The sequence below is a fragment of the Clostridioides sp. LIBA-7678 genome (assembly GCF_056716065.1).
Window position 1 is genome coordinate 198,672 of the sequence record NZ_CP196987.1, and the last position, 24,810, is coordinate 223,481.

Annotated in this window: 20 protein-coding genes and 1 riboswitch; of the genes, 15 read left to right on the top strand and 5 right to left on the bottom strand. The window is 28.7% G+C overall.

Translation table 11 applies throughout. The annotated features are described in order from the left end of the window. Positions 1 to 51: 51 nt before the first annotated feature. The 12 genes from ACTG46_RS01290 to ACTG46_RS01345 all read left to right on the top strand — a co-directional run bounded on the left by ACTG46_RS01290 (position 52) and on the right by ACTG46_RS01345 (position 13,649). Positions 52 to 2,193 carry a Tex family protein gene (locus ACTG46_RS01290; protein ID WP_054268722.1) on the top strand — a complete coding sequence of 714 codons (2,142 nt, stop codon included), beginning with the start codon at positions 52 to 54 and terminating at the stop codon, positions 2,191 to 2,193. Between the two features lie 144 nt (positions 2,194 to 2,337). Then, positions 2,338 to 3,504 (top strand): amidohydrolase, encoded by a 1,167-nt coding sequence (locus ACTG46_RS01295; protein ID WP_054268723.1) that lies wholly within the window; start codon positions 2,338 to 2,340, stop codon positions 3,502 to 3,504. Positions 3,505 to 3,563: 59 nt separating this feature from the next. Further along, a riboswitch (FMN riboswitch) is annotated at positions 3,564 to 3,681 on the top strand. Between the two features lie 123 nt (positions 3,682 to 3,804). Beyond that, complete coding sequence (locus tag ACTG46_RS01300; protein ID WP_167640128.1) at positions 3,805 to 4,410, top strand: ECF transporter S component; 606 nt, start codon at positions 3,805 to 3,807, stop codon at positions 4,408 to 4,410. 336 nt (positions 4,411 to 4,746) lie between these two features. Next, positions 4,747 to 5,787 carry a DUF4116 domain-containing protein gene (locus ACTG46_RS01305; RefSeq protein ID WP_054268725.1) on the top strand — a complete coding sequence of 347 codons (1,041 nt, stop codon included), beginning with the start codon at positions 4,747 to 4,749 and terminating at the stop codon, positions 5,785 to 5,787. Positions 5,788 to 5,924: 137 nt separating this feature from the next. Next, complete coding sequence (tsaE, locus tag ACTG46_RS01310; RefSeq protein WP_054268726.1) at positions 5,925 to 6,377, top strand: tRNA (adenosine(37)-N6)-threonylcarbamoyltransferase complex ATPase subunit type 1 TsaE; 453 nt, start codon at positions 5,925 to 5,927, stop codon at positions 6,375 to 6,377. Continuing rightward, on the top strand, positions 6,377 to 7,093 hold the full coding sequence (gene tsaB / locus ACTG46_RS01315) for a tRNA (adenosine(37)-N6)-threonylcarbamoyltransferase complex dimerization subunit type 1 TsaB (protein ID WP_479923442.1): 717 nt from the start codon (positions 6,377 to 6,379) through the stop codon (positions 7,091 to 7,093). Before tsaE ends, tsaB begins: the two co-directional genes overlap by 1 nt. After that, positions 7,083 to 7,559: a ribosomal protein S18-alanine N-acetyltransferase gene (rimI, locus tag ACTG46_RS01320; RefSeq protein WP_054268728.1), complete on the top strand. Its 477-nt coding sequence runs from the start codon at positions 7,083 to 7,085 to the stop codon at positions 7,557 to 7,559. Before tsaB ends, rimI begins: the two co-directional genes overlap by 11 nt. 5 nt (positions 7,560 to 7,564) lie before the next feature. Next, on the top strand, positions 7,565 to 8,581 hold the full coding sequence (tsaD, locus tag ACTG46_RS01325) for a tRNA (adenosine(37)-N6)-threonylcarbamoyltransferase complex transferase subunit TsaD (RefSeq protein WP_054268729.1): 1,017 nt from the start codon (positions 7,565 to 7,567) through the stop codon (positions 8,579 to 8,581). Between the two features lie 296 nt (positions 8,582 to 8,877). After that, a complete protein-coding gene (gene hpdB, locus ACTG46_RS01330; protein ID WP_054275594.1) occupies positions 8,878 to 11,586 on the top strand; it encodes a 4-hydroxyphenylacetate decarboxylase large subunit in 2,709 nt (902 codons plus the stop codon). A 3-nt stretch (positions 11,587 to 11,589) separates the two neighbouring features. Beyond that, entirely contained in the window at positions 11,590 to 11,847 is a 258-nt protein-coding gene (gene hpdC / locus ACTG46_RS01335) for a 4-hydroxyphenylacetate decarboxylase small subunit (RefSeq protein WP_054275595.1), read from the top strand. Next, a complete protein-coding gene (gene hpdA, locus ACTG46_RS01340) occupies positions 11,840 to 12,790 on the top strand; it encodes a 4-hydroxyphenylacetate decarboxylase activase (RefSeq protein WP_479923443.1) in 951 nt (316 codons plus the stop codon). The genes hpdC and hpdA overlap by 8 nt, the downstream gene beginning before the upstream one ends. A 391-nt stretch (positions 12,791 to 13,181) precedes the next feature. Next, positions 13,182 to 13,649 (top strand): VOC family protein, encoded by a 468-nt coding sequence (locus tag ACTG46_RS01345; RefSeq protein WP_479923444.1) that lies wholly within the window; start codon positions 13,182 to 13,184, stop codon positions 13,647 to 13,649. An 85-nt stretch (positions 13,650 to 13,734) separates the two neighbouring features. On the opposite strand, the gene ACTG46_RS01350 is transcribed toward ACTG46_RS01345, so the two are convergent. From ACTG46_RS01350 to ACTG46_RS01360, 3 genes are all read right to left on the bottom strand, one after another. Then, positions 13,735 to 15,084 carry an APC family permease gene (locus tag ACTG46_RS01350; protein WP_479923445.1) on the bottom strand — a complete coding sequence of 450 codons (1,350 nt, stop codon included), beginning with the start codon at positions 15,082 to 15,084 and terminating at the stop codon, positions 13,735 to 13,737. A 36-nt stretch (positions 15,085 to 15,120) separates the two neighbouring features. After that, a complete protein-coding gene (locus ACTG46_RS01355) occupies positions 15,121 to 16,341 on the bottom strand; it encodes a M20 metallopeptidase family protein (protein ID WP_407814227.1) in 1,221 nt (406 codons plus the stop codon). Positions 16,342 to 16,700: 359 nt separating this feature from the next. Next, a complete protein-coding gene (locus ACTG46_RS01360; protein ID WP_479923446.1) occupies positions 16,701 to 18,704 on the bottom strand; it encodes a sigma-54 interaction domain-containing protein in 2,004 nt (667 codons plus the stop codon). A gap of 466 nt (positions 18,705 to 19,170) precedes the next feature. Here ACTG46_RS01360 and ACTG46_RS01365 point away from each other — a divergent pair, with 466 nt between their 5' ends. Next, on the top strand, positions 19,171 to 19,821 hold the full coding sequence (locus ACTG46_RS01365; RefSeq protein ID WP_054268737.1) for a Crp/Fnr family transcriptional regulator: 651 nt from the start codon (positions 19,171 to 19,173) through the stop codon (positions 19,819 to 19,821). A 99-nt stretch (positions 19,822 to 19,920) separates the two neighbouring features. Here the strand turns inward: ACTG46_RS01365 and ACTG46_RS01370 are convergent, their stop codons facing one another. Together ACTG46_RS01370 and ACTG46_RS01375 are read right to left on the bottom strand one after the other, a co-directional pair. Then, on the bottom strand, positions 19,921 to 21,297 hold the full coding sequence (locus ACTG46_RS01370) for an MATE family efflux transporter (RefSeq protein WP_407814225.1): 1,377 nt from the start codon (positions 21,295 to 21,297) through the stop codon (positions 19,921 to 19,923). Positions 21,298 to 21,312: 15 nt separating this feature from the next. Beyond that, positions 21,313 to 23,226 (bottom strand): ABC-F family ATP-binding cassette domain-containing protein, encoded by a 1,914-nt coding sequence (locus ACTG46_RS01375; protein WP_479923447.1) that lies wholly within the window; start codon positions 23,224 to 23,226, stop codon positions 21,313 to 21,315. A gap of 135 nt (positions 23,227 to 23,361) precedes the next feature. Here ACTG46_RS01375 and ACTG46_RS01380 point away from each other — a divergent pair, with 135 nt between their 5' ends. Together ACTG46_RS01380 and ACTG46_RS01385 are read left to right on the top strand one after the other, a co-directional pair. Next, positions 23,362 to 23,994, top strand: coding sequence for a redox-sensing transcriptional repressor Rex (locus tag ACTG46_RS01380; RefSeq protein WP_021382595.1), 633 nt, complete (start codon positions 23,362 to 23,364; stop codon positions 23,992 to 23,994). 144 nt (positions 23,995 to 24,138) lie between these two features. Then, a complete protein-coding gene (locus ACTG46_RS01385; protein ID WP_054268740.1) occupies positions 24,139 to 24,678 on the top strand; it encodes an FmdE family protein in 540 nt (179 codons plus the stop codon). Positions 24,679 to 24,810: the final 132 nt, after the last annotated feature.

Consider the following 24,810-nt stretch of genomic DNA (forward strand, 5'->3'; position numbering starts at 1 on the left):
GTTCTGTTTATTATTATACTTATGAAAAAACTAACATTAGGAGTGAAAAAATTGGATATAAATCAAATCTTAAAAAAAGAATTTAATCTTAGAGATGAGCAAATAAACAATACATTAAAACTTATTGATGAGGGTAATACAATACCATTTATAGCTAGATACAGAAAAGAAATGACTGGTGAGATGAGTGATGTCACACTAAGAGAATTTCATGAAAAATTGATGTATTTAAGAAACCTTCAAAGTAGAAAAGATGATGTAGTTAGACTAATAGATGAGCAAGGAAAGCTAACAGATGAAATAACAAAAAATATAGAAAAAGCAAAGACATTACAAGAAGTAGAAGATATCTATGCTCCATATAAACAAAAGAAAAGAACTAGAGCAATAATAGCTAAGGAAAAGGGATTAGAAAACTTAGCATTGTCAATACTAGAGAATAGTCTAGATAGTATAGAAATAGAAGCAAAGAATTATATTGATGAGGAGAAAGAAGTTCTCTCTGTTGAAGATGCATTAAAAGGTGCGAGAGATATAATTGCAGAATTAGTTTCAGATGATGCTAAGATTAGAAAATATATAAGAGAATTAGCTTTAAGAGAAGGCATGATAGTTAGCAAAAGTTCTACTGATGAGAAATCAGTTTATGATATGTATTATGATTATAATGAAGCAGTAAAGAGTATGGCTCCACATAGGGTTTTGGCGATAAATCGAGGAGAAAAAGAGAACTTCCTAAAAGTTAAGTTAGAAATAAATAATGATAAAGTTTTAAATTACATAATAAATGAATATGTAAATGATAAAAATTTCAAAAATAAAGAAGAAATCGTAAGCTCAATAGAAGATTCTTATAAAAGATTAATTTTTCCATCAATAGAAAGAGAAATAAGAAATCATTTAACAGAAATAGCTCAAGAAAGAGCTATAAGTGTATTTGGAAAAAATGTTAAAAGTTTATTGCTTCAACCACCAGTTAAAGACAAGGTAGTTATGGGATTTGACCCCGCATTTAGAACTGGATGTAAAATAGCTATAGTAGATAAAAATGGTAAACTATTAGATTATACAACAGTATACCCAACAGACCCTCAAAATAATGTGGAAGGGGCAAAGAAAGTTTTAAAAGGATTGATTGAAAAATATGATATAGATATAATTTCAATCGGTAATGGTACTGCATCTAGAGAATCAGAAACTTTTGTATCAGAAATGATAAAAGAGATAGATAGGGAAGTACAATATGTTATAGTTAGTGAAGCTGGAGCCTCTGTTTATTCGGCATCTGAACTTGCGAACGAAGAACATCCAGATATAAATGTATCAATAAGGGGAGCTATATCTATAGCTAGAAGATTACAAGACCCATTAGCAGAGCTTGTAAAAATAGACCCTAAAAGTATAGGTGTAGGTCAATATCAGCATGATTTAAATAAAAAGAGACTAGAAGAAGTACTAGATGGTGTTGTTGAAGATTCTGTAAACAGTGTTGGAGTAGATTTAAATACAGCATCATACTCTCTACTAGAGCATATTGCAGGAATAAGTAAGGCCATTGCAAAAAACATAATAGCATATAGAGAAGAAAATGGAGACTTCACATCAAGAGTACAACTTAAAAAAGTAAAAAGACTTGGACCTCAAGCATTTACTCAATGTGCTGGATTTATGAGAATCTTAGATGGTAAAAACCCACTAGATAATACAGGTGTGCATCCTGAAAGTTATGATATATGCAAAAAAATGATTGAGATAATAGGATACTCTTTAAATGATATAAAAAATAAAAATATAGAAGAAATAGATGAGAAAATAAAAGAGATTGGATTGAGAGAATTAAGTGAAAAACTGGAAGTAGGTCAAGTCACTTTAAGAGATATTATATCTGAAATTAAAAAGCCAGGAAGAGACCCAAGAGAAGAAGGAATAAAACCTATTCTTAGAACTGATGTCTTAAAAATTGAAGACATACAAGAAGGAATGTCTTTAAAAGGTACAATAAGAAATGTTGTAGATTTTGGTGCATTTGTAGATATCGGAATAAAAAATGATGGATTAGTCCATAAATCAGAAATGAGTAATAGCTTTGTAAAAGACCCTATGAGTATTGTTACAGTAGGAGATATAGTCGATGTAAAAGTTATTGGAATTGACTTAAATAAAAAGAGAGTAGCTCTATCAATGAAAAAATAAATAAGCTTATGTATGTTTGTTTTTGATACTATATTTGTAAGTATGATTTATAGAATATATAAGTATTAAAAAAGTGTAAAATTATATTGTAAAAAACAATGTTAGAAAGAAGTACGAGAGTCTTGAAAATCAGGAGGAAAATGAATGATTTTTATAAAAAATGGTAAAATAAATACCGTAACAAATGGAATAATTCAAGGAGATATCCTTATAGATGAAGGAAAAATAATAGAAATAGGGGAAAATCTAATAGCACCTTTAGATGTTGATATAATAGATGCAAGTAATAAACTTGTGTTCCCTGGATTTATAGATGCTCATACTCATTTGGGGCTATGGGAAGATGGCATAGGTTTTGAAGGGGCAGATGGGAATGAAGAAACTGACCCAATAACACCACAACTAAATCCTATAGATGGTATTAATCCAATGGATAGAACATTTAAAGAAGCTTTTGAAGGTGGTATAACTTCTGTATGTACAACACCTGGAAGTGCAAATGTTATGGGTGGTCAATGTATAGCCATAAAAACATATGGAAGAAGAATTGACAAAATGGTAATAAAAAATCCAGTTGCATCTAAAATAGCATTTGGAGAAAATCCAAAAAGTTGTTATGGTCAAGATGATAAATCTCCACAGACTAGAATGGCTATAGCGGCTTTGCTTAGAGAGAACTTAAAAAAGGCAGAAGAATATCTAGAGGATATTGATGTATATGAGAGCCATGATGATGAAGACTGTGAAAAGCCTGAATATGATATAAAAATGGAAAGCTTAATACCTGTATTGAGGAGAGAAATTCCATTTAAGGCACATGCTCATAGAGCTGATGATATGTTTACAGCAATAAGAATTGCAAAAGAATTTAACTTAAAACTTACATTAGACCATTGTACAGAAGGTCATCTTGTTGTAGAAGAATTAGTAGAAGAAGGATTTCCTGTAATAGTAGGCCCATCTTTATCAGAAAGGTCTAAGTTTGAACTTAGAAACTTGACATTTAATACAGCTGGAATACTTTCAAATGCAGGTCTTGATGTATGTATAATGACAGACCATCCAGTGATACCAGTTCAATATCTTCCAATATGTGCAGGCATAGCTGTTAAACATGGTATGAAAGAAGAAAAGGCAATAGAATCAATTACAATAAATCCAGCTAAGACTTTAGGAATAGAAGATAAAGTAGGTTCTATAGAAGTTGGTAAAGATGCAGACATAGTAATATGGGATAATTCCCCACTAGAGATTCAAAGTAATGTGCTTTACACTATAATAAATGGAAAAATAGTATATGAGAAAAAATAACTTGACAATTATTAAAAAATTAACTAATATAAGAGTGTAAGGAAAATTAAAAAATCAAAGAAGATCTTCGGGGCAGGGCGAAATTCCCTACCGGCGGTATAGCCCGCGAACTACTTAGGTGGTTGATTTGGTGAGATTCCAAAGCCGACAGTAAAGTCTGGATGAGAGAAGATATTTATGGAATATAAATAAGTTTATTTTAGTTTGTTTAAACTATGTCCATAAAAACTCGAAGATAGGATCTTCGAGTTTTTTGTTTTTCCTAAAAAATATAAACTATTGATTAGGAGGAAAGTAGTTATGCAAAATACAGTAAAAAGAGGAAATATGATTTCAACAAGAACTTTGGTGGTTATGTCAATTTTATCTGCAATATCTTATTTATTGATGTTTATTCAGGCACCAATACCAGGTATTTTTCCAGATTTCTTAAAAATTGACTTATCAGATATCCCAGCAATATTTGGCGGAATGTCTTTAGGACCATTAGTTGGATTTGGTGTAGTTGTAGTAAAAAATATACTACAAATGATAACAGCGACAACAACTGGAGGAGTAGGAGAATTTGCAAATATATTAATTGGTGGCTCTTATGTACTTATACTTTGTTATTCATATAAGAAAAGTAAAGATTTAAAAGGTGTAGTAATTGGATTTGTATTAGGGACAATAACTATGACTATAATTGGTTCATTGGTGAATTATTTTGTAATGTTACCACTTTATGGGCAATTAATGGGACTAGATGCTATAATAGGTCTAGGTTCAGCTATAAACCCTCAAGTTCATGATTTATTTACTTTTGTAATTTGGATGATAGCTCCATTTAATGTATTAAAGGCTGTTGTAATATCCTTAGTAACGTTACCACTTTACAAAAAAATGGGTAATGTAATAAAAAAATAATTAGACAAGAAAATATAAAATTTTAAAATTAAACGCATTGAATAGCCATAATTTATTTGTAACTTCAGTCCTACACTGTGATTGATATATTAAATATATTATGGCTTTATTAATTTATCAAAAATTGTATATAAAATAAGAAATATTTAGACAAGTTTAATTTTTGAAATAAAGGAAGAATTAAAACGATTAACTATTAAAATACTAAAAAGGTATCTATAATACACAGAGCGAATTTATAATAAACAAAAAATAAAGATATTATTAAAAATAAATAAAGATTTATGCTTTATTTTTTAATAATATCTAATTTAATAATGATAGGGGTGTATATAGATGAACATATCTAAAAAATTGAAAAATTTATTTTTAGATGATAAAGGGTATTATTTTAATAGTAATTGGGAAAATATTCATATAGGTATTGATAACTCAAAATTGGAAAAGTCTTTAAAGTATATTACAAATGAATATATTGAAAATATGGAAAGTGTAAAGTATGATTATCGTGAATTAAAAAATATAAAAAATCAAACTGATGGGATGTGTATACTAGCAATAAGGCAGAATTATAAAGCACTAGAGTATATAAAAGAACAAACAGAAGAATTATGTTTAGAGGCGATAAGATATAACTATAAAGCACTAGAATATGTAAAAGAACAGACAGAGTATATATGTCTTGAAGCCATAAAAAAGGACTGTAATGCACTTAAATATGTAAGAAATAAAACTGATGAGCTTATTATAAAAGTAATAAGGTGTTCTTCTAATATAGATGTTGTAAGTATTTTAAAAGCTTTAGAAGTTCAAACAAGGAGTATATGTTTAGAAGCAATTAAAAAAGATGGTAGATGTCTTGCATATGTTAGAGAGCAGAGCGAAGAATTATGTATGGAAGCGATTAGGCAAAATTATAAAGCACTACAATATGTAAAAAATCAAACAGATAAAATGTGTATAGAAGCTGTAAATCAAAATGGTATGGCATTGCAATATGTAAATAAGCAAACAGATAATATATGTATGGAAGCTGTCAAACAAGATGGAAGAAGTCTACAGTTCGTTAATAATAAGACAGAAGCAATATGTATAAAAGCCATAAGATATCTAGATAAAAGATATAATATTAAAGATGTGTTAAGTTACATAGATAGCTATACAGAAGATATATGTATAGAAATTGTAAGGCGAAATGGAAAGATGTTAATGTATATAAAAAATCAAACAGAGAGAATGTGCATTGAAGCAGTAAAGGAAAATTATAAATCTCTCAAGTATGTAAAAGAACAATCTGAGAAAATATGTAGAGAAGCCTTAAAGCAGAATTGCAAGGCAAAGGAATATGTGAAGATTTATATTGAAGAATGTATATAAGATTTAGATGAGATTATTAATATTGAAAGATAAAAAAGATAAATAGAAGTACTTTATAATAATTGAGGCTTATACTATAATTAATTAAGCAGTGATATAAATTCACATGACGATTATATCAAAATGGAGATGAATTAATGGCAAAAATATATTTGGAAAATGAAAGCAAAACTAGAGAAATAGGATATAAATTAGGTAAACTCTTAAAAGAAGGTAGTGTTATCTGTTTAGTAGGAGATTTAGGGGCTGGGAAAACTACAATGACACAAAGTTTGGCAGATTCATTAGGCATAAAAGACTATATAACAAGTCCAACTTTTACTATAATAAATGAATATGAAGGCAAAGTACCTTTGTATCATTTTGATGTATATAGAATAGGTAGCAGTGATGAAATGTATGATATTGGATATGAGGAATATGTAAATTCAAATGGAATTTGCATAATTGAATGGGCTAATCTAATAGAAGATATACTTCCAAAAGAATATTTAAATATAGAATTAAAATATAAAGATGAAGGAAGAGAAATGATATTAACTCCAAAGGGAGAGTTTTACAAAGAGATAGTTGAGGAGTTGATTAAATAATGAAAATACTAGGTATGGATACATCTTCTATGGCAGCAAGTGTGTCAGTTGTAGAAGGTGATAGCTTAATATGTGGGTTTACAGTAAATAACAAAAAAACTCATTCGCAAAAACTTATGCCAATGATAGAAAGTATGTTGAACATGAGTGATTTAAGTATAAAAGATATAGATTTATTAGCTATATGTATAGGTCCTGGCTCATTTACAGGTCTTAGAATAGGTATGGCTACAGTAAAAGCTATGGCTCATGTAAATAATATACCAATAATAGCAGTGAATTCTTTGGAATCCCTAGCAAATAACATGAATCTATGTGAGAGGAAGATATGTTGTATATTAGATGCACAGAAGAATCAAGTCTATTCAGCTAAATATAAACTTGAGAATGGAGAGCTAATAGAATTAGAGGGTGTTAATGTTGTAGAATTTGATACTTTATTAGAGGAAATAGTATCAAGTGATGAAGAATTTATAGTAGTTGGAGAAGCTGTATATAAATATAAAGATAGGTTAGAGAATGTAAAAAATATAAAAATACCTTCGCCAGTTAACAATGTGTCTAATGCAGGAAGTTTATGTTCTTTGGCATTAAGTAAATATAATAAAAATATAGATGTACATACTTGTTATACAATAAATCCTATGTATATCAGAAAATCTCAAGCTGAAGTACAATATGATGAAAAAATGAAGAGGCTAAATGATGAAAGATAATACAAAACTAATAGTAGATGATATAAAAATAGAAGAAATGACTATTAAAGATATAGATGAAGTTTTTGAAGTAGAAAAAAATTGTTTTGAAGATTATTGGTCAAAAGAATCTTTTAGAAAAGAGTTATCTAATGAAGTAGCAAGGTATATAGTCGCTAAACTAGATGGAAAAGTTGTTGGATATGTGGGAATTTGGCTTATACTTGATGAAGGGCATATAAATAATGTGGCTGTTCATAGTGACTACAGAGGCAAAAAAATAGGAGACAAGTTGATAAAAGGTATAGTTGATTTGTGCAAAGACAATAATATTGTGTCTATGACATTAGAAGTTAGAGCATCAAATAAAATAGCACAAAATCTATATAGAAAATATGGATTTAAAATGGGTGGAATAAGAAAAGAATACTACAGTGATAATAAAGAAGATGCAATTATAATGTGGAACCAATTAAAGGAGGTGTAGAGTTTATGAGTGATATAATAACATTAGCTATAGAGAGTAGTTGTGATGAAACAGCTGCATCAGTTTTAAAAAATGGTAGAGAAGTACTTTCAAACATAATCTCTACCCAAATAGAAACACATAAAAAGTTTGGTGGTGTAGTCCCAGAAGTAGCCTCAAGAAAACATGTGGAAAATATTGATATAGTTGTCCAGGAGGCTTTAGATAAAGCAAATATAGGATTTAATGATATAGACCATATTGCAGTTACATATGGACCTGGGTTGGTAGGAGCTTTACTAGTAGGCTTATCTTATGCTAAAGCACTTGCATATACTTTGAATATACCACTTGTAGGAGTAAATCACATAGAAGGTCATCTAAGTGCAAACTATATAGAGCATAAGGATTTGAAACCTCCTTTTATAACATTAATAGTATCTGGAGGTCATACCCACTTGGTTGAGGTCAAAGACTATGGTAAGTATGAAATCTTAGGAAAAACTAGAGATGATGCATCTGGAGAAGCATTTGATAAGATTTCAAGAGCGATGAATCTAGGCTATCCAGGAGGACCTATTATTGATAATCTCGCCAAAAAAGGAAATAAGCATGCTATAGAGTTTCCAAGAGCATATTTAGAAGAAGATAGCTATGATTTTAGTTTTAGTGGATTAAAATCTTCTGTGTTAAACTATCTAAATGGAAAAAGAATGAAAAATGAGGAAATAGTAGTTGAAGATGTAGCAGCATCTTTTCAAGAGGCTGTGGTAGAAGTTTTATCTACTAAAGCACTAAAAGCAGCAAGAGATAAAGGCTACAATATTATAACTCTTTCTGGTGGAGTTGCTTCTAATTCAGGGCTCAGAGCTAAAATAACAGAGATTGCAAAAGATAGTGGTATCACTGTTAAATATCCGCCTTTAATTTTATGCACAGATAATGCAGCGATGATTGGGTGTGCAGGATATTATAATTTTATAAATGGTAAAACACATGATATGAGTTTAAATGCAGTTCCAAATTTAAAAATAAATCAGTAATATGAAATAAATTTATAAATATATTAAAGAATTGTTTCAGAAAAATAAATATAAGTAAAAATAAATACAATCAAAATAAATATAGTATATGTTAAAACTTGAAGTAAAACGATGTATAACCTTTATATTCTAATGAATTGCAATACATTTAGGATATAAAGTTTATCTTTGGTGTGAATTTACTTCAAGTTTAATTTTTTTGTAGAAAGATTATTTTAAAAAGTGGGTAATATACCCTTTTTTTCCCTTATTAAAAAGTTTTATACTAATTATAGAAAGATTAAGGAGGGGAAGAAATGAGTCAAAGTAAAGAAGACAAAATAAGAAGTATTTTAGAAGCAAAAAATATTAAGGCAAATTTTCAAGATAAAGAAAATTTAGATGAATTTAGTGAAAAAAAAGCAAGTAAAAGGGCTGATGATTTATTAAATGTATATTATAATACATTGTCTACAGCTGATATGGAATTTCCATATTGGTATAATAGAGAATATAGAAAATCAGATGGTGATATACCTGTAGTTAGAAGAGCTAAAGCTCTTAAATCTGCTTTTTCTCATATGACACCAAATATAATACCAGGCGAGAAGATAGTAATGCAAAAAACACGCCACTATAGAGGGTCATTTCCAATGCCTTGGGTAAGTGAGAGTTTCTTCGTAGCTCAAGGGGAACAAATGAAAGAAGAAGCAAATAAGTTAGCTAGTAACACAGCAGATGAACTTACAAAATTTGGTTCTGGTGGGGGAAATGTAACTGAGAGTTTTGGAAATGTTGTTTCAATAGCTGGTAAATTTGGAATGAGAAAAGAAGAAGTACCTGTACTTGTAAAAATGGCTAAGGAATGGGTTGGAAGATCAGTTGAAGATTTAGGTTTTCATTATGAGAAAATGATGCCAGATTATGATTTAAAAGAAAAATTAATGAGTACACTTATTTGTATGTTTGATTCAGGATATACACTTCCTCAAGGTAGAGAAGTTATAAACTATTTTTATCCTTTGAATTATGGGCTAGATGGAATCATAGAAATGGCAAAAGAATGTAAGAAAGCAGTTGCAGGAAACGCATCTGGAGATGGACTTATTGGAATGGACCGTCTATATTTCTATGAAGCAGTTGTTCAAGTTATTGAAGGTCTACAAACTTGGATTTTAAATTATGCAAAACATGCAAAATATTTAGAAAGTATAGAGAAAGATTTAGAAGCTAAAAAAGAATATTCAGATTTAGTGGAGATATTAGAGCACATTGCACACAAACAACCTCGTACATTTAGGGAAGCGCTTCAATTGACTTATACAATCCATATAGCATCAGTAAACGAAGATGCTATATCTGGTATGTCTATAGGGCGCTTTGGTCAAATCTTATATCCTTGGTATGAGCAAGATATAGAAAAAGGAATAATCACAAAAGAAGAAGTAATTGAATTATTAGAACTTTATAGAATAAAGATTACTTGTATTGACTGTTTTGCTTCAGCAGGAGTAAATGGAGGAGTATTATCAGGAAATACATTTAACACATTATCTATAGGTGGACTAAGAGAAGATGGCTCTACAGGAGCAAATGAATTAGAAGAATTACTATTAGAAGCAAGTATGAGATGTAGAACTCCTCAACCTAGTTTAACTATGTTGTACGATGAAAAACTTCCAGAAGATTTCTTGATGAAGGCTGTTGAATGTACAAAGCTTGGTTCTGGTTATCCAGCATGGGTAAACAACTCAAATGGGACAACTTTCATGATGAGACAATTTGGCGATGAGGGTATGACTGTTGAAGAAGCTAGAGCTTTTGCATTAGGCGGATGTCTAGAAACATCTCCAGGATGTTGGAAACAATTAACTTTAAATGGGAAAACATATTCTATAGCAGGTGGAGCAGGGCAAACAGCTGGTTCTGGAGTGCATTTTTTAGCTAATCCTAAAATATTAGAACTTGTTCTTATGAATGGTAAAGACCATCGTATGAATGTGCAAGTATTTGAACCTCATAATAAACCTCTAAATACATATGAAGAGGTCGTAGAAGTATTTAAAGATTATTATAAACAAGCAATAAATGTCCTTGAAAGAGCAAATAATATTGAATTAGATATATGGAGAAAGTTTGATACTTCTGTAATAAATTCGCTATTAAAACCAGATTGTTTAGACAAGGGTCAACATATAGGAAATATGGGATACCGTTATAATGCGACATTAAATGTAGAAACTTGTGGTACTGTTACTATGGTTAATTCATTTGCTGCACTTAAAAAACTTGTATATGATGATAAAGAATTTACACTTGAAGAAATGAAAGAGGCTATTTTGAATAACTTTGGATTTAAAGATGCTTTAGAAGTTGGAAACTATTCTATGGCAGACCAAGTAAAAGTAGATAAAACTGGTAAATATGATGCTATCTACAAGGCCTGTCTTGATGCACCTAAATACGGAAATAATGATTTATATGCAGATAGCATTCTTAAAAACTATGAAGTATGGCTAGCAAAAGTGTGCGAAGAAGCACAATCTTTATATGCTAAAAAAATGTATCCTTGTCAAATATCTGTTTCTACACATGGACCACAAGGAGCTGCCACTTTAGCTACTCCAGATGGTAGACTAAGTGGAACAACATATTCAGATGGCTCAGTCTCTGCATATGCAGGAACTGATAAAAATGGTGTCTATGCATTATTTGAGTCTGCAACTATTTGGGACCAAGCAGTAGTTCAAAATTCTCAGATGAATTTAAAACTTCATCCAACAACAATTAAAGGACAACAAGGTACTAAAAAATTATTAGATTTAACAAGAAGTTATTTAAGAAAAGGTGGTTTCCATATTCAATACAATGTCGTGGATTCTAAAACATTAAAAGAGGCACAGAAAAATCCTGATAATTATCGTCAATTGATGGTGCGTGTTGCTGGATTTACTCAATACTGGTGTGAATTAGGAAAACCAATACAGGATGAAGTAATTGCTAGAACAGAGTATGAAGGGGTGTAAAATATGAAAAAACATAGTGATTGTATGAATTTTTGTGCAGTAGATGCTACAAAAGGAATTTGTAGACTATCAAAACAAATGCTTAACTTAGATGATGAAGCTTGTGAAGAATTAAAAGTGATGCCAAAATGTAAAAATTGTAAAAATTTCGTTGATGTTAATGATGAAGGTATAGGCAAATGTGTTGGTCTTGAAAAGGAAGACTGGGTATATTCAACATTAAATGCAATTACTTGTGAAGGACATATGTTTAATGAGTAGCCAAAATCAACTAGCAGGTATGATTTTTGATGTACAAAGCTTTTCAGTTCATGATGGACCAGGTTGCAGAACAACTGTATTTTTAAATGGATGTCCACTTAGTTGTAAATGGTGTGCAAATCCTGAAAGTTGGACTGTAAGACCCCATATGATGTTTAGTGAGTTATCTTGTAAATATGAAGATGGGTGTACTGTATGTCATGGTAAATGTAAAAAAGGTGCATTGAGTTTTAATCTTGATAATAAGCCAATTATAGATTGGAACATATGTAAAGACTGTGAAAGCTTTGAATGTGTCAACTCATGTTATTACAATGCGTTTAAGTTATGTGCGAAGCCTTATACTGTAGATGAACTTATAAGAGTAATTAAACGTGATTCTAATAATTGGAGAAGTAATGGAGGAGTAACATTTAGTGGGGGAGAACCACTACTTCAACATGAATTTTTACATGAAGTATTATTGAAATGTCATGAGATAAATGTACACACTGCTATTGAGACGAGTGCATGTGTTTCCAATGAAATTTTTAATAAAATATTTAAAGATATTGATTTTGCATTTATTGATATAAAGCATATGGATAGAGAAAAACACAAAGAGCAAACAGGTGTGTATAATGATTTAATATTGGAAAATGTATCAAATCTTGCTAACTCTGACTGGAAAGGAAGATTGGTACTTAGAGTTCCAGTTATAGCAGGATTTAACGATAGTACTGAAAATATAAGTGATATTATATCTTTTATGCACAAAAACAACTTGGTAGAGATTAACTTATTACCATTTCATAGGCTAGGAGAATCAAAGTGGATTCAATTAGGTAAGGAGTATGAGTATTCTGATAAGGGCGATGTTGATGAAGAGCATCTTGAAGAGTTACAATATATATTTTTGGATAATGGTATTGCTTGTTATGTTGGTCATGAGACAGCTTTCTAAAAGTAAATAATATAAGGTTAATTAAAAAGGATGTTACACTAAAAGCTAGAGTGACATCCTTTTTATATAGTTTAAATTATGATTAGAAGATATATTACGTTTACTTTATTGTAGTAAATGTAATATGGTAAAGCATGAATATGAAAAAATTTAATAGAATCTATTTTATAAACAACTAAAATAAATTATCAATGAAAGGTACAAAAAGTATAGAGAGTATTATAGATGTCCGTTTTTTACAAGATTAAAATATGTACTATATGATACAATCAACTATACTATTTCAATAAGGTTTGTAATTTCTTTATTTATATAATATCCTATTGAAATCTATATAGTTTAATTTTATTTATAAGATATAAATAAAATATATGTATATCAAGGAGGTAATATGAAGTTTGTAAATGCTTTAATAGTGGTTAAAGATATTGAGAAATCAAAAAAGTTTTATTATGATGTTTTAGGATTAAATGTAACCTGTGATTTTGAAGAAAATGTTGTGTTAGAAGGTAATATATCATTACAAGAAAAAAAACTTTGGTTAGAGTTTATTAATAAGAGTGATAATGAAGTACAATTCAATGGAAATGATGCAGAGTTATATTTTGAAGAAGAATATTTTGATATTTTTGTTGAAAGATTGAGTACAATGAAAGATATAAATTATATTCATCTGGTTGTAGAACATAGTTGGGGTCAAAGAGCAATTAGATTTTATGATTTAGATGGTCATATTATTGAGGTTGGGGAAACTATATCATCTGTATGTAGACGTTTTTTAGATAGTGGACTTTCAATGAATGAGGTGGCTAAAAGAATGGATGTAACTATTGAATATATTGAATCAGTTTTAAACTAGGTGATAGATTATATTAAAATAAAGGCGTTAGCAAATCTATGCTTTCGCCTTTATTTATTATATTCTCTAAATAATCTATAAAATGTTATTGAATTTTTTCTCTAGAAATATATAATTTTGAATCCTCTGCTTTATCTTCATACTCAATTCCCTTGTTTTTTTTCATAAATATGTATAGAGGGGCTATTAATAACATTGCTCCTAATCCTATTAAAACTCTATTTTGAGTTATAGGTTTTGCCATATCTTCTGCCCAAGCTTGTTGTAACAGCCATAAACTACCTAAAATAGCTACTATTGGTATAACTGGACCAAATGGAATCTTAAAAGAGCCTTGAATATCTGTTCTTTTTCTTAAAACTATTACTGACAAACAAGTTGGGATATACTGAGCAAATCTTGCAATTACGCTCATTACTGCAAGTTGTTCAAAACTTCCAGTCAATACAAGTGGTATACAACAAATTAAAGATATAATTATTGCTACATATGGAGCATCATATTTATTTGTTTTTCCTATAAATGATGGAAGAGAACCTTCTTCTGCTAGAGAAGAACCACATTTAGGAGTTACTATTGAAGAACCTATATTTATACCAAATATAGATATTAATGTAGCTACAGATATAAATACCTTACCATAGTTACCTAAAAACACACTTGAAGCATCTGCAATTGGAATACTATTTTCAAATAGTTTATCTCCAAGTATACCCATACAGACAACTTGAATTAAAATATAAATTATTGCACATATAAATATTGTAGTTATTAAGGCAATTGGAAGATTTTTTTTAGGGTTTTCCATTTCTCCACTTGCTACGATAAATGATTCAAATCCAGTAAATGCGTAAAATACCAATATGATAGCTGGTCCCATGCTAGAGTTAACTACGTTACCTGAAGGGGCAATATTTCCGAATTTTATAAAGAATATTCCGACTATTACAAAAACTATTAGTGGTACTAATTTAGCTATAGTTATTACATTATTCATTATCTTTGTACTTTTAATTCCAAATAAGCTATTTATAGAAAGTAGTGTTACTAATACTGCTGCTATATAGCCCTTGTATTCAGTTGCAGCTTCTGGCCAAAATGAACCTAAAGCTGTTGCAAATCCTACTGCTAGAGTAGACCATGATATAATTCTTATAACCCAAGACATGGTACCAACTTCAAAGCCTATAAAATCTCCAAATGCTTTTTTGGAATATAGATATGCACCACCATTTTTATCAAACATACTTCCAACTTCTGCAAAACATAAAAGTATTGATAGAACTAAAATTGTAGCAAAAATGTATATAAATATACTGTTTTGACTTGCTAGGTTATAAACTTTACCTGGTAGTAAGAATATACCTGAACCTATTATACTATTAATTCCTAATAATATCATACTAAATAACCCTAATTTTTTAGCCTTTTCCATATTAATTTATCTCCTATTCTTTTATTAATTACTGTATTAATTAAAATATAAAGTATTCATTACATGCATCATAACACCTATTGGAAGACAATTCTCATCTATATTAAAGCTAGATGTATGTAGAGGTGAAATTAATCCCTTTTCTTCATTTTTACAGCCTAAATGAAAGAATGCCCCCTTGCAATGTTCTGTATAAAAAGAAAAATCCTCACCACCTAAAGAAGGGTTTGGTCTTAATATAAATTTTTCTTCTCCAAATAATTCTTTAGTACTTGAGATAACAGTATTTACTAATTCCTTTTCATTTATAACAGCTGGATAATTTTCATCACTTACATGCAATGTTCCAACACATCCAAATGCAGATGCAGTGTCTTCAACAATCTTAGATATCTTATCAATCATAAAGTTTCTTGTTTTGCCATTTAAAGTTCTTAAAGTGCCTTCTAGTTTTACATCCTCACATATTACATTGTGTGCATCACCACCATATATTTTACCTATAGTTAAAACAGCAGCATTATTTGGTTCTAAGTTTCTACTTATTATAGTTTGTAATGATGTAACAATTTGTGATGCTGTAACTATTGCGTCAATACCATTTTCAGGGTATGCACCATGAGCTCTTTTGCCTTTAACATTTATCGTTATAGTGTCAACACTAGCATTTAATGTGTCATACTTTGTTTCAATAAATCCTGTCTCAATATGTGGCATAACATGAAGTCCAAATATATAATCAGCTTTAGGATTTTCCAGACATCCATCTTCAACTAAGAATTTTGCTCCTCCAAAGCCTTCTTCTGCTGGTTGAAATAAGAACTTTACATTTACGTTTAATCTATCTTTTATTGAATTTAAAACTTTACACGCTCCAAGTAGCATAGTTGTATGTGCATCATGACCACAAGCATGCATTTTTCCAGAATGTATTGATTTATAAGGTATATTATTTTCTTCTTCTATAGGAAGGGCATCCATATCCGCTCTTATACAAATAGTTTTATCTGCATTTTCTTTTAAAATATATGCCATAATCCCATTGTGTTTTGTAAATTCAATATAATCAATTCCTATTTCTTCTAAATAAGAAATGACTTTTTGCTTGGTAAGGTTTTCTTCAAGAGCCAATTCTGGAATTTTGTGCAATTCTCTTCTTACATTTATTAGCCAAGGTTTTATAGAATTACAATTTTCTATTACAAAATCTTTTTCTAATTCTTTAGTTTGATATTCTAATTTTAAAGCCTGTTGCATCTTTATTCCTCCAATTACTTTTTATTGTTTGGTTAATTATAGTAGCAATTATTGTGCCATAATTTTTAAGGAATAAATTTTGTTTTTTATAAGAATTTTGCAATAAAATAATCATTTATTTGTTGACAAAATATAAAAATGATTATTTTATTGCAATTTTCCAAAAAAAGTATTGTTTTAAATAAGAATAAGCTTATATATTAGCCTATATAAAAATAATAGGAATTATTAAACTTATCCTATTCCTATTAATTCCTATTGATTACACATGAAATAATGTACTATATTTACACATTTGAAAAATAAAAAATCTATTGAGGAAGCGTCTTGCACCTGAATAGATTTCTTTGTTTAATATATTATAATTTTAATTTATTGTAAAAGTCTTCTCCTTGTTGAGTTATTTTACTTCCATATCTCCCTGAACCACAAATTATAAGTTCTTCTTTTTTCAGATATTCAAATATTTTTTTAATTTTACCTTCTGTGATTTGGATATTTTTATCTAGTAATGTCTTTAAAATTAGTCCTCTACCAATTCCAACATCTGATTCCTTATTTAAAATTAATATCTCAAGTATATTTAATATATCATTTTTATTATATTTTAATTTTAATGATGAATTTTTGTTATTTAAAGTTCTTAAATTTGGGGGTAAATCTTTTTCTAGTATAATATCATCACACATAATATTTAAATAAGATGTTACGTTTTGGAGTTCTCTTATATTACCTTTCCATGTATAGTTTTGTATAAGCTTTTTGGCCTCTGGTGTAATTACTAATTTCTTATTAATTAAATCTTCCATGATAATTAATATATCTTCTTTTCTTTCTCTTAGAGGAGGGATGTTTATTGGAATTGTATTTAATCTATAATATAAATCCTCCCTAAACTGGCTCTTATCAATCATTTGTTCTAAGTTCTTGTTTGTAGCAGATATGATTCTAACATCTATATTAATTACATTGTGAGAGCCAACTGGCATTATTTGTTTTTCTTGAAGAACTCGAAGTAGTTTTGTTTGTAATTCTAAGGGCATATCGCCTATTTCATCTAAGAAAATTGTCCCATTATTAGCAAGTTCGAATAATCCTTGTTTTCCATCTTTTAGACCTCCAGTAAAAGTTCCCTTATCATATCCAAATAACTGACTTTCTAGTAAATTCTCAGGGACGGCCGCACAATTTACTGCTATAAAGGGCTGATTTTTTCTATTTGAATTATTATGAATAGATTGTGCTATTAGTTCTTTACCAGTTCCACTTTCGCCTCTGATAAGTATACTTAGGTCAGACTTAGAAACTTTCTTAGCTAAATCTATGCATTCAATCATCTTAGGGCTATCTGTTTTTATATCTTTAAATGTATATTTTGCTATTTGTCCCTTTTCCCTTAATTTCTTAGTAAGATTTTGTTCTAATTTTTTTATATATGTTATTTCTTGTAAACTATAGTATGTACCCATCTTTTCATCTCTATTGTATATATTTTTTTTATTTACATTTATATATTTTTTATTGAACATAATAACTTTGTCCAGTATTTCTTTTTCATTTAATAAAACCTTTAAACTATCTGTAAATATTTCTTCAATATGCTTTCCATATATATCTTCTTTTATGTCTAAGATGTCTTTTACTTTACTATTATATGTATTTATTTCACCATCTTTTGAAGTAAATAGTATGCCATCCTTTGACAAGTTTAATATTGTATCTAATTCTTCTATTTTTAAGAACAGTTCTTTATATTTATCTTTTATACCAGTATCCAGACTTATTATCTCCTCTGAATATTTTACTAGTTTAGATTGTATTTCTTTTGAATCAATTTGTAATAAGTTTATTATTTCTATAAAAGTTGATATATCTATATATCTATGGCCTAAATCAAATATATCTGAGATAAAGCTAGGTACTTTTTCTGGAACTCCTGGAGTTATAGCTATCTTTATATCTTTATAAGTATTGTCATTCATATATGGGATTGGTCTGATATTAGTTACTCCGATTTTATAAAACAAACTTATAGTTTCTAGAGTAGTTTCATCGGAATCATTTACGATTAGAGCATTTGTTCCCTGTGGTAAAGATAATAAATTATATATTTTATCTTCCTTAAAAGTTCTTCTTATCACAATAACTTTTTTCTTATCTAATATATTATTTATGATTTTATCTAATCTTTCTACTGACATTACTAATATCACATCATCATTTATAATGTCATTATCATTTATTTCATCTATAAAGTATCTGTTAATATTTATATAATCTCCAAAAACTAATTTTAAATTATTTTCTAAAAAATCTATTAAATCTTTTCTACTATCATTTACCAATGCAACTGATTTTTTCATTAACTTCTCCTTATATAATAGATAGCCTCTAATAAAATGCTTGTATAGGGCTATATAATTTTTATAATTTAAATTTATCAAATAAAAAAGAAAGTGTCTATCCATGACTTTATAAAAGTCACCTTAAGACACTTTCTTACTTATAATTAAATCTTGTCACCAAATCCCCCTAATTGTTGCTTAAAATTAAAACTGTATGTATATTTTTCATTTCTATTCGATTAAATTATAATATACACCTAAAAAATTTATTTTAATAAATTCTATTGATAAAATAATTTCATAAATATAGAATTGTATTAAAATAAATAATGTATGAAAATATATATGTATAAGTTTATTCTGCGTGAGTAGAATGGATTTGTCAAGATTAATTTAATAGTAATAGTGTCTTTTATTAAAAATAATATAAATTTAAATATATAAATAAAACGTTTTATACAATATACTATAAAGGAGAACTTTGATGAAAGCAGAAAAAACAAGCATATACCCAATTATTAAAAATAATTTAAATCAAGTATCAATTGTTGAATATAAAAAAGGTCAGAGATTTGTAGCATCAGATAAAGATTTACAAGAAGTATTTTTCATAATAGAGGGAGTTGCTTTAGTAGAATGTACGACTAGAGGGGGAAATAAATTTCTTGTTGACATTGTACCTGAAAATGAATTTATAGGTAAAATCAGTTATATATATGAACATAATTTGAAATGCGATATATTTGCAAAGACCAATATAAAATTATTTCGATTTGAGAAACATATCTTTGAAGAATTTTATCTTAAACCAGATTTTATTGCACTATTTCATAGCAAATGCACAAGAAGAATATATGAGCTATATAAAACTAGAATGGTAAGAGAGTTATTTTCTTGCACAGAAGTTATTGCATATTGTATTTTTAAAAAACAAGAAAATAATGTCTGCAATATAAAAGCTATTCGCCATTTTAGTGAAATATATTCTATTAGTAGAAAAAGTAGGTATTATTCGCTATTAAAATTAACTGAGAAGGGGATAATAAAAAAAATAAGCAATACATATGAGATTTTAAATTATGATGAATTACATAGGTTGTCATTTGAAGTAAAAGAGTTTTTGGAAGATGAATAGAGGATATAGAAATAGTCTCATTGAAAATAAAAAATATCTTAATTGTTTTCAATGAGACTGTTTATAAATATTATATACTTATAAGGTATAGTATCGTTATTAGTCAATTTCCTTTACTATATTAATAGCCCACTTTTTAGATAAGGCTCTAGGAACACCAAATATAAATTTAACTACTTCTTCACTATAAGTGAGTAGAACAAGAATAAATATAGGAGCTCCTTTAAATGCAGCTATAAAAGTTAAAGGGATAGAAGCTAACCACATACATCCTAATTCTAAAAATAGAGCATATTTAGTATCTCCACCACTTCTTAAAATACCAATTATGACTAATGTATTAAAGGATTTAAGAGCCATTAGTACTCCCATTATGAAGAATATCTTAGTTATATCAGAAGATAAACTATCAGAGACACTAAACATCTTTAATAATAATGGTATATTTAAAATTAAAATAATTCCAAGTATTAAGCCAGCTAAAAATACCAGTATAGAAAACTTTTTAGCATACTCAATAGCTCTTTTAATATGGTCAGCTCCAAGTTCATTTCCAAGCATAATAGATGCACCAGATGCAATACATACAGCCGTCATTATGAAAAAATTACCTGTGCTGGTTGCTATTTGACTTGCTGCTATGGCTGATGTACCTGCTCTTGCATATGCAACAGAATACAGAACAGTTCCAACTGCCCATACAGAGTCATTTACAAATATAGGAAAGCTTTTTGATGAAAAAGATTTTATAAAAATCTTATCAATAGCTTTTAAATTTTTCAAACCGAATTTTAATATATAGTCCTTTTTATAAAAATAAACGTAAGTAATCATTAAAATTAGTTCACATATTCTAGCAATAACAGTTGCTAATGCTGCACCTTTTACACCCAATGCAGGAAGACCAAAATTACCAAATATAAATCCATAATTTAAAACAACATTTGTTACAAGAGCAAATGCACTACAAATCATACCTAACTTAGGATTTCTAACACCTCTGGAACCAGTACTAAATACTGTACTTATAGCTATTAATGGATAGCTAAATACTGCAATACTAAAGTAATCTATACAAAGTTTTACAACTTCTGAATCATAAGAAAATATGTGTATAATTGGTTCTGGTGTTAGTAAAGCAGGAATAACAAATACAAAACTTAGGACAATGGCCAATACACAAGTAAGTCCTGTGACTTTTCTTATGTTACTTATATCTTTCTTTCCATAAAACTGTGAAATAAAAACTCCAGCTCCTCCTGTAATACCAGATAGGGACATATTAAAAAGAAAGAAAAACTGGTTTGCAACTCCAACTGAAGCTACAGATACCTCCCCCAAACTACTTATCATAACTGTATCTATTACATTGACAGAAGTAGAAATTAAGTTCTGTATGATAATAGGTATACATAAAGATAGAAGTATTTTATAAAATCTTTTATTTTCGTCTTTTAAAGAAAATAGTTCTTGCAAATAATCCTCTCCTTTTTACATAAATTCTTCCCACTCATCATATAGAGAGGCAAGGTTATTTTCTAGATTAATTTTTTCTTGGCTAACTTCTTTAGCCTTATCTGGATTAGAGTATACTTCTTCTTGACATAAAAGTATATCTAATTCTTCAATTTTAAGTTCTAACTTTTCAATTTCTTTTTCTATGTTTTGTCTTTTTATTCTATTCTTCTTTTCTACTTCTCTTTGTTCTCTTTCTTTTCTTTTTTCATCTTTTATTTGAGTTCTAGTTTTTTCTTCTTTTTCTTCTAGAAGACTCATCTCTTGGATTTGCCTTTTTTTATCAATATAATAATCATAATTTCCTAGGTACTCAGTAATTCCATTTTCATCTAAAACTAAAATCTTATCAACAACTGTATTTAGAAAATATCTATCATGTGATATTGTAAATATAGTCCCATCATAATTAGTTAATGCCTCTTCAAGAACTTCTTTAGAATCAATATCTAGGTGGTTAGTAGGCTCATCTAATAATAATAGATTTGCATTTGATAATATAAGTTTAAGTATGGCAACTCTAGCTCTTTCTCCACCACTTAATGTAGAAATCTTTTTAAAAACTTCTTCATCAACAAATAAAAATGCTCCTAACATATTTCTCAAGGTAGTTTGAGTAAGATGCGTATTATTTTCCCAAATCTCATCAATTATTGTGTTATCTAAATTAAGGGTTTTTTGTTCCTGATGGAAGTAAGAAACGTGTACATTAGTCCCAAATTTAATATTACCACTAAGAGGTTGTAATTCGTTAGTTATTATTTTAAATAATGTAGATTTACCAATACCATTTGCACCAATAAGAGCTACCTTTTCTCCTCTATATATATCTAAATCCAAATCTTTAAAAAGTATTCTTTCCCCATAACCCATGGATACATCTCTGATTTGAAGAACATCATTACCACTCTGGACAGAAGGAGTAAATTGTATACGAGCTTTTTTTCTATAAGCTTCTGGCTTATCTAGAACATCTACTTTATCCAATGCTTTTTCTTTACTTCTTGCACGTTTTAGATGTTTTTCTCTACCATAAGCTTTAAGTCTTTCTATTGATTCTTCCTGCTTTTTTATTTCTTTTTGCTGGTCTTCAAATTTTTTAAGTTCTAATTCTTTTTCTACTTTAGATAACTCAACAAATTTAGAGTAGTTACCATTATATACTTTAAGTCTTTTATTATGAACCTCAAAAATTCTATTTACAGATTGGTCTAGGAAATATCTATCATGAGATATTAACATAATAGTACCTTTATATTGTTTTAAAAATACTTCCAACCATTCTATAGCTTCAGAATCTAAGTGGTTAGTCGGTTCATCAAGTAACAATAAAGTTGGTTTTTTAAGAAGTAATTTTCCTAAAAGAACCCTAGTTTTTTCACCACCAGAAAGTATACTTATTGGTTTATCCATATCATTTTCACTAAATCCTAATCCTTTTAAAACACCTTTGGCTTCAGATTTATAACCATATCCATTTAAATCTGAAAATAATTCCAGTTTATGTGAATATTCGTCCATTATTTTTTCTAGAATTGGAGAGTCTGTTTTTGTACTTTCTTCTGAGATTTTAACCTCTAATTCTCTTAGATAAGATTCCATCTCTATCAAATTTTTAAAAACTTCTAACACTTCTTCTAAAATAGTATTATCCGAATAAAAATTGGTATTTTGTTCTAAATATCCGATTTCACAATCTTTAGAAGTGTAAATATCTCCACTATCATAACCATAAATTCCTGAAATTATTTTAAATAAAGTAGTTTTTCCAGTACCATTAACCCCGATTATACCAATTTTATCGCCTTCATTTACTGTAAAACTAATATTTTCTAATATAGAATCTATACCAAAACTTTTATTTAAGTTATTACATGACAAAACAATCATAAATTTCTACCTCCTTGAACTATCTAAAATTATAATGTTTTGATATAATATAATCAAGGTTATATGTATTAGTTTTGAAAAAGAAATATTTTATTGTGAATCAAACAAAAAAGAGGACACTTTTAGGAGGTGAAGATGTTGGGAAATAAAAATATATCAATGGCAGTTATAAGAAGGCTCCCAAAATATCATAGATATCTTGGAGACTTATTAGATAGGGATATACAAAGAATATCTTCTAAAGAATTGAGTGATATAATAGGTTTTACTGCTTCTCAAATAAGACAAGACCTAAACAACTTTGGTGGATTTGGACAACAAGGATATGGTTATAACGTGGAGGCTCTTCATACTGAGATAGGTAAAATTCTTGGATTGGATCGACCATACAACGCAGTTCTTGTAGGAGCAGGTAACTTAGGACAAGCCATAGCCAATTATGCAGGATTTAGAAAAGCTGGATTCGAGATAAAAGCTTTATTTGATGCAAATCCTAGAATGATAGGTTTAAAGATAAGAGAATTTGAAGTATTAGATTCAGATACTTTAGAAGACTTTATAAAAAATAATGATATAGATATTGCTGTATTATGTATACCTAAAAATGGAGCGCAGGAAGTTATTAATAGAGTTGTAAAAGCTGGAATAAAAGGGGTGTGGAATTTCGCGCCATTAGACTTAGAAGTTCCGAAAGGTGTTATAGTTGAAAATGTAAACCTAACAGAAAGCTTATTTACCTTATCATATTTAATGAAAGAAGGAAAGTAGACAACTTAAACATATTAATAATCAGTGGTTATGAGAAGTATTGAGAAAGTCAGACGATTTAATATTAAATCCTCTGGCTTTTTGAAGTATTAGGATAAAATAAAGATTTAAATAATTTATATAAATAAATAATATTTAAGGAGAGTGATTTTAGTGGAGGAATTATGGTCAAAGGCTATTGAATTTCATGGTCATGAATGTCCAGGTTTGGCTATAGGATTTAAAGCAGCACTTGCAGCAAGAGAATACTTAGGATGTAAACAATCAGGAGATGAGGAAATTGTATGCATTTCTGAAAATGATGCCTGTGGGGTAGATGGTATACAAGTAGTGCTAAGCTGTACAATGGGCAAAGGAAATTTACTACTTAGGCTGACTGGAAAATCAGTATATCATTTCTTTAATAGAGAAAATGGAAAATCTATAAGAATATATGTAAAATCTAAACCGTTTGACATGGACAGAGAAGGGTATAAAAAATACTTATTAGAAAGTGATTTTGAAGATATCTTTGAGATTACAGATACAAAGCTAAAACTTCCTGAAAAAGCAAGAATATTTAAATCTCTTAAATGTGAAGTATGTGGTGAATTTGCACCTGAGCAGTATATAAGGATTCAAGAAAATAAAAAAGTATGCCTTGATTGCTTTGATAAATATGAAAGATTTTATGAAGAGGATTAAATTTATATTAAATTAAAAGTATCTAAATGTAGATTAATAGTATATTAAGAAGAGAAATATATAGAATATAACAAATTATATAAATTATGATACTTGAATTATACATAATTAAAAAGAGACTGATTAATATTG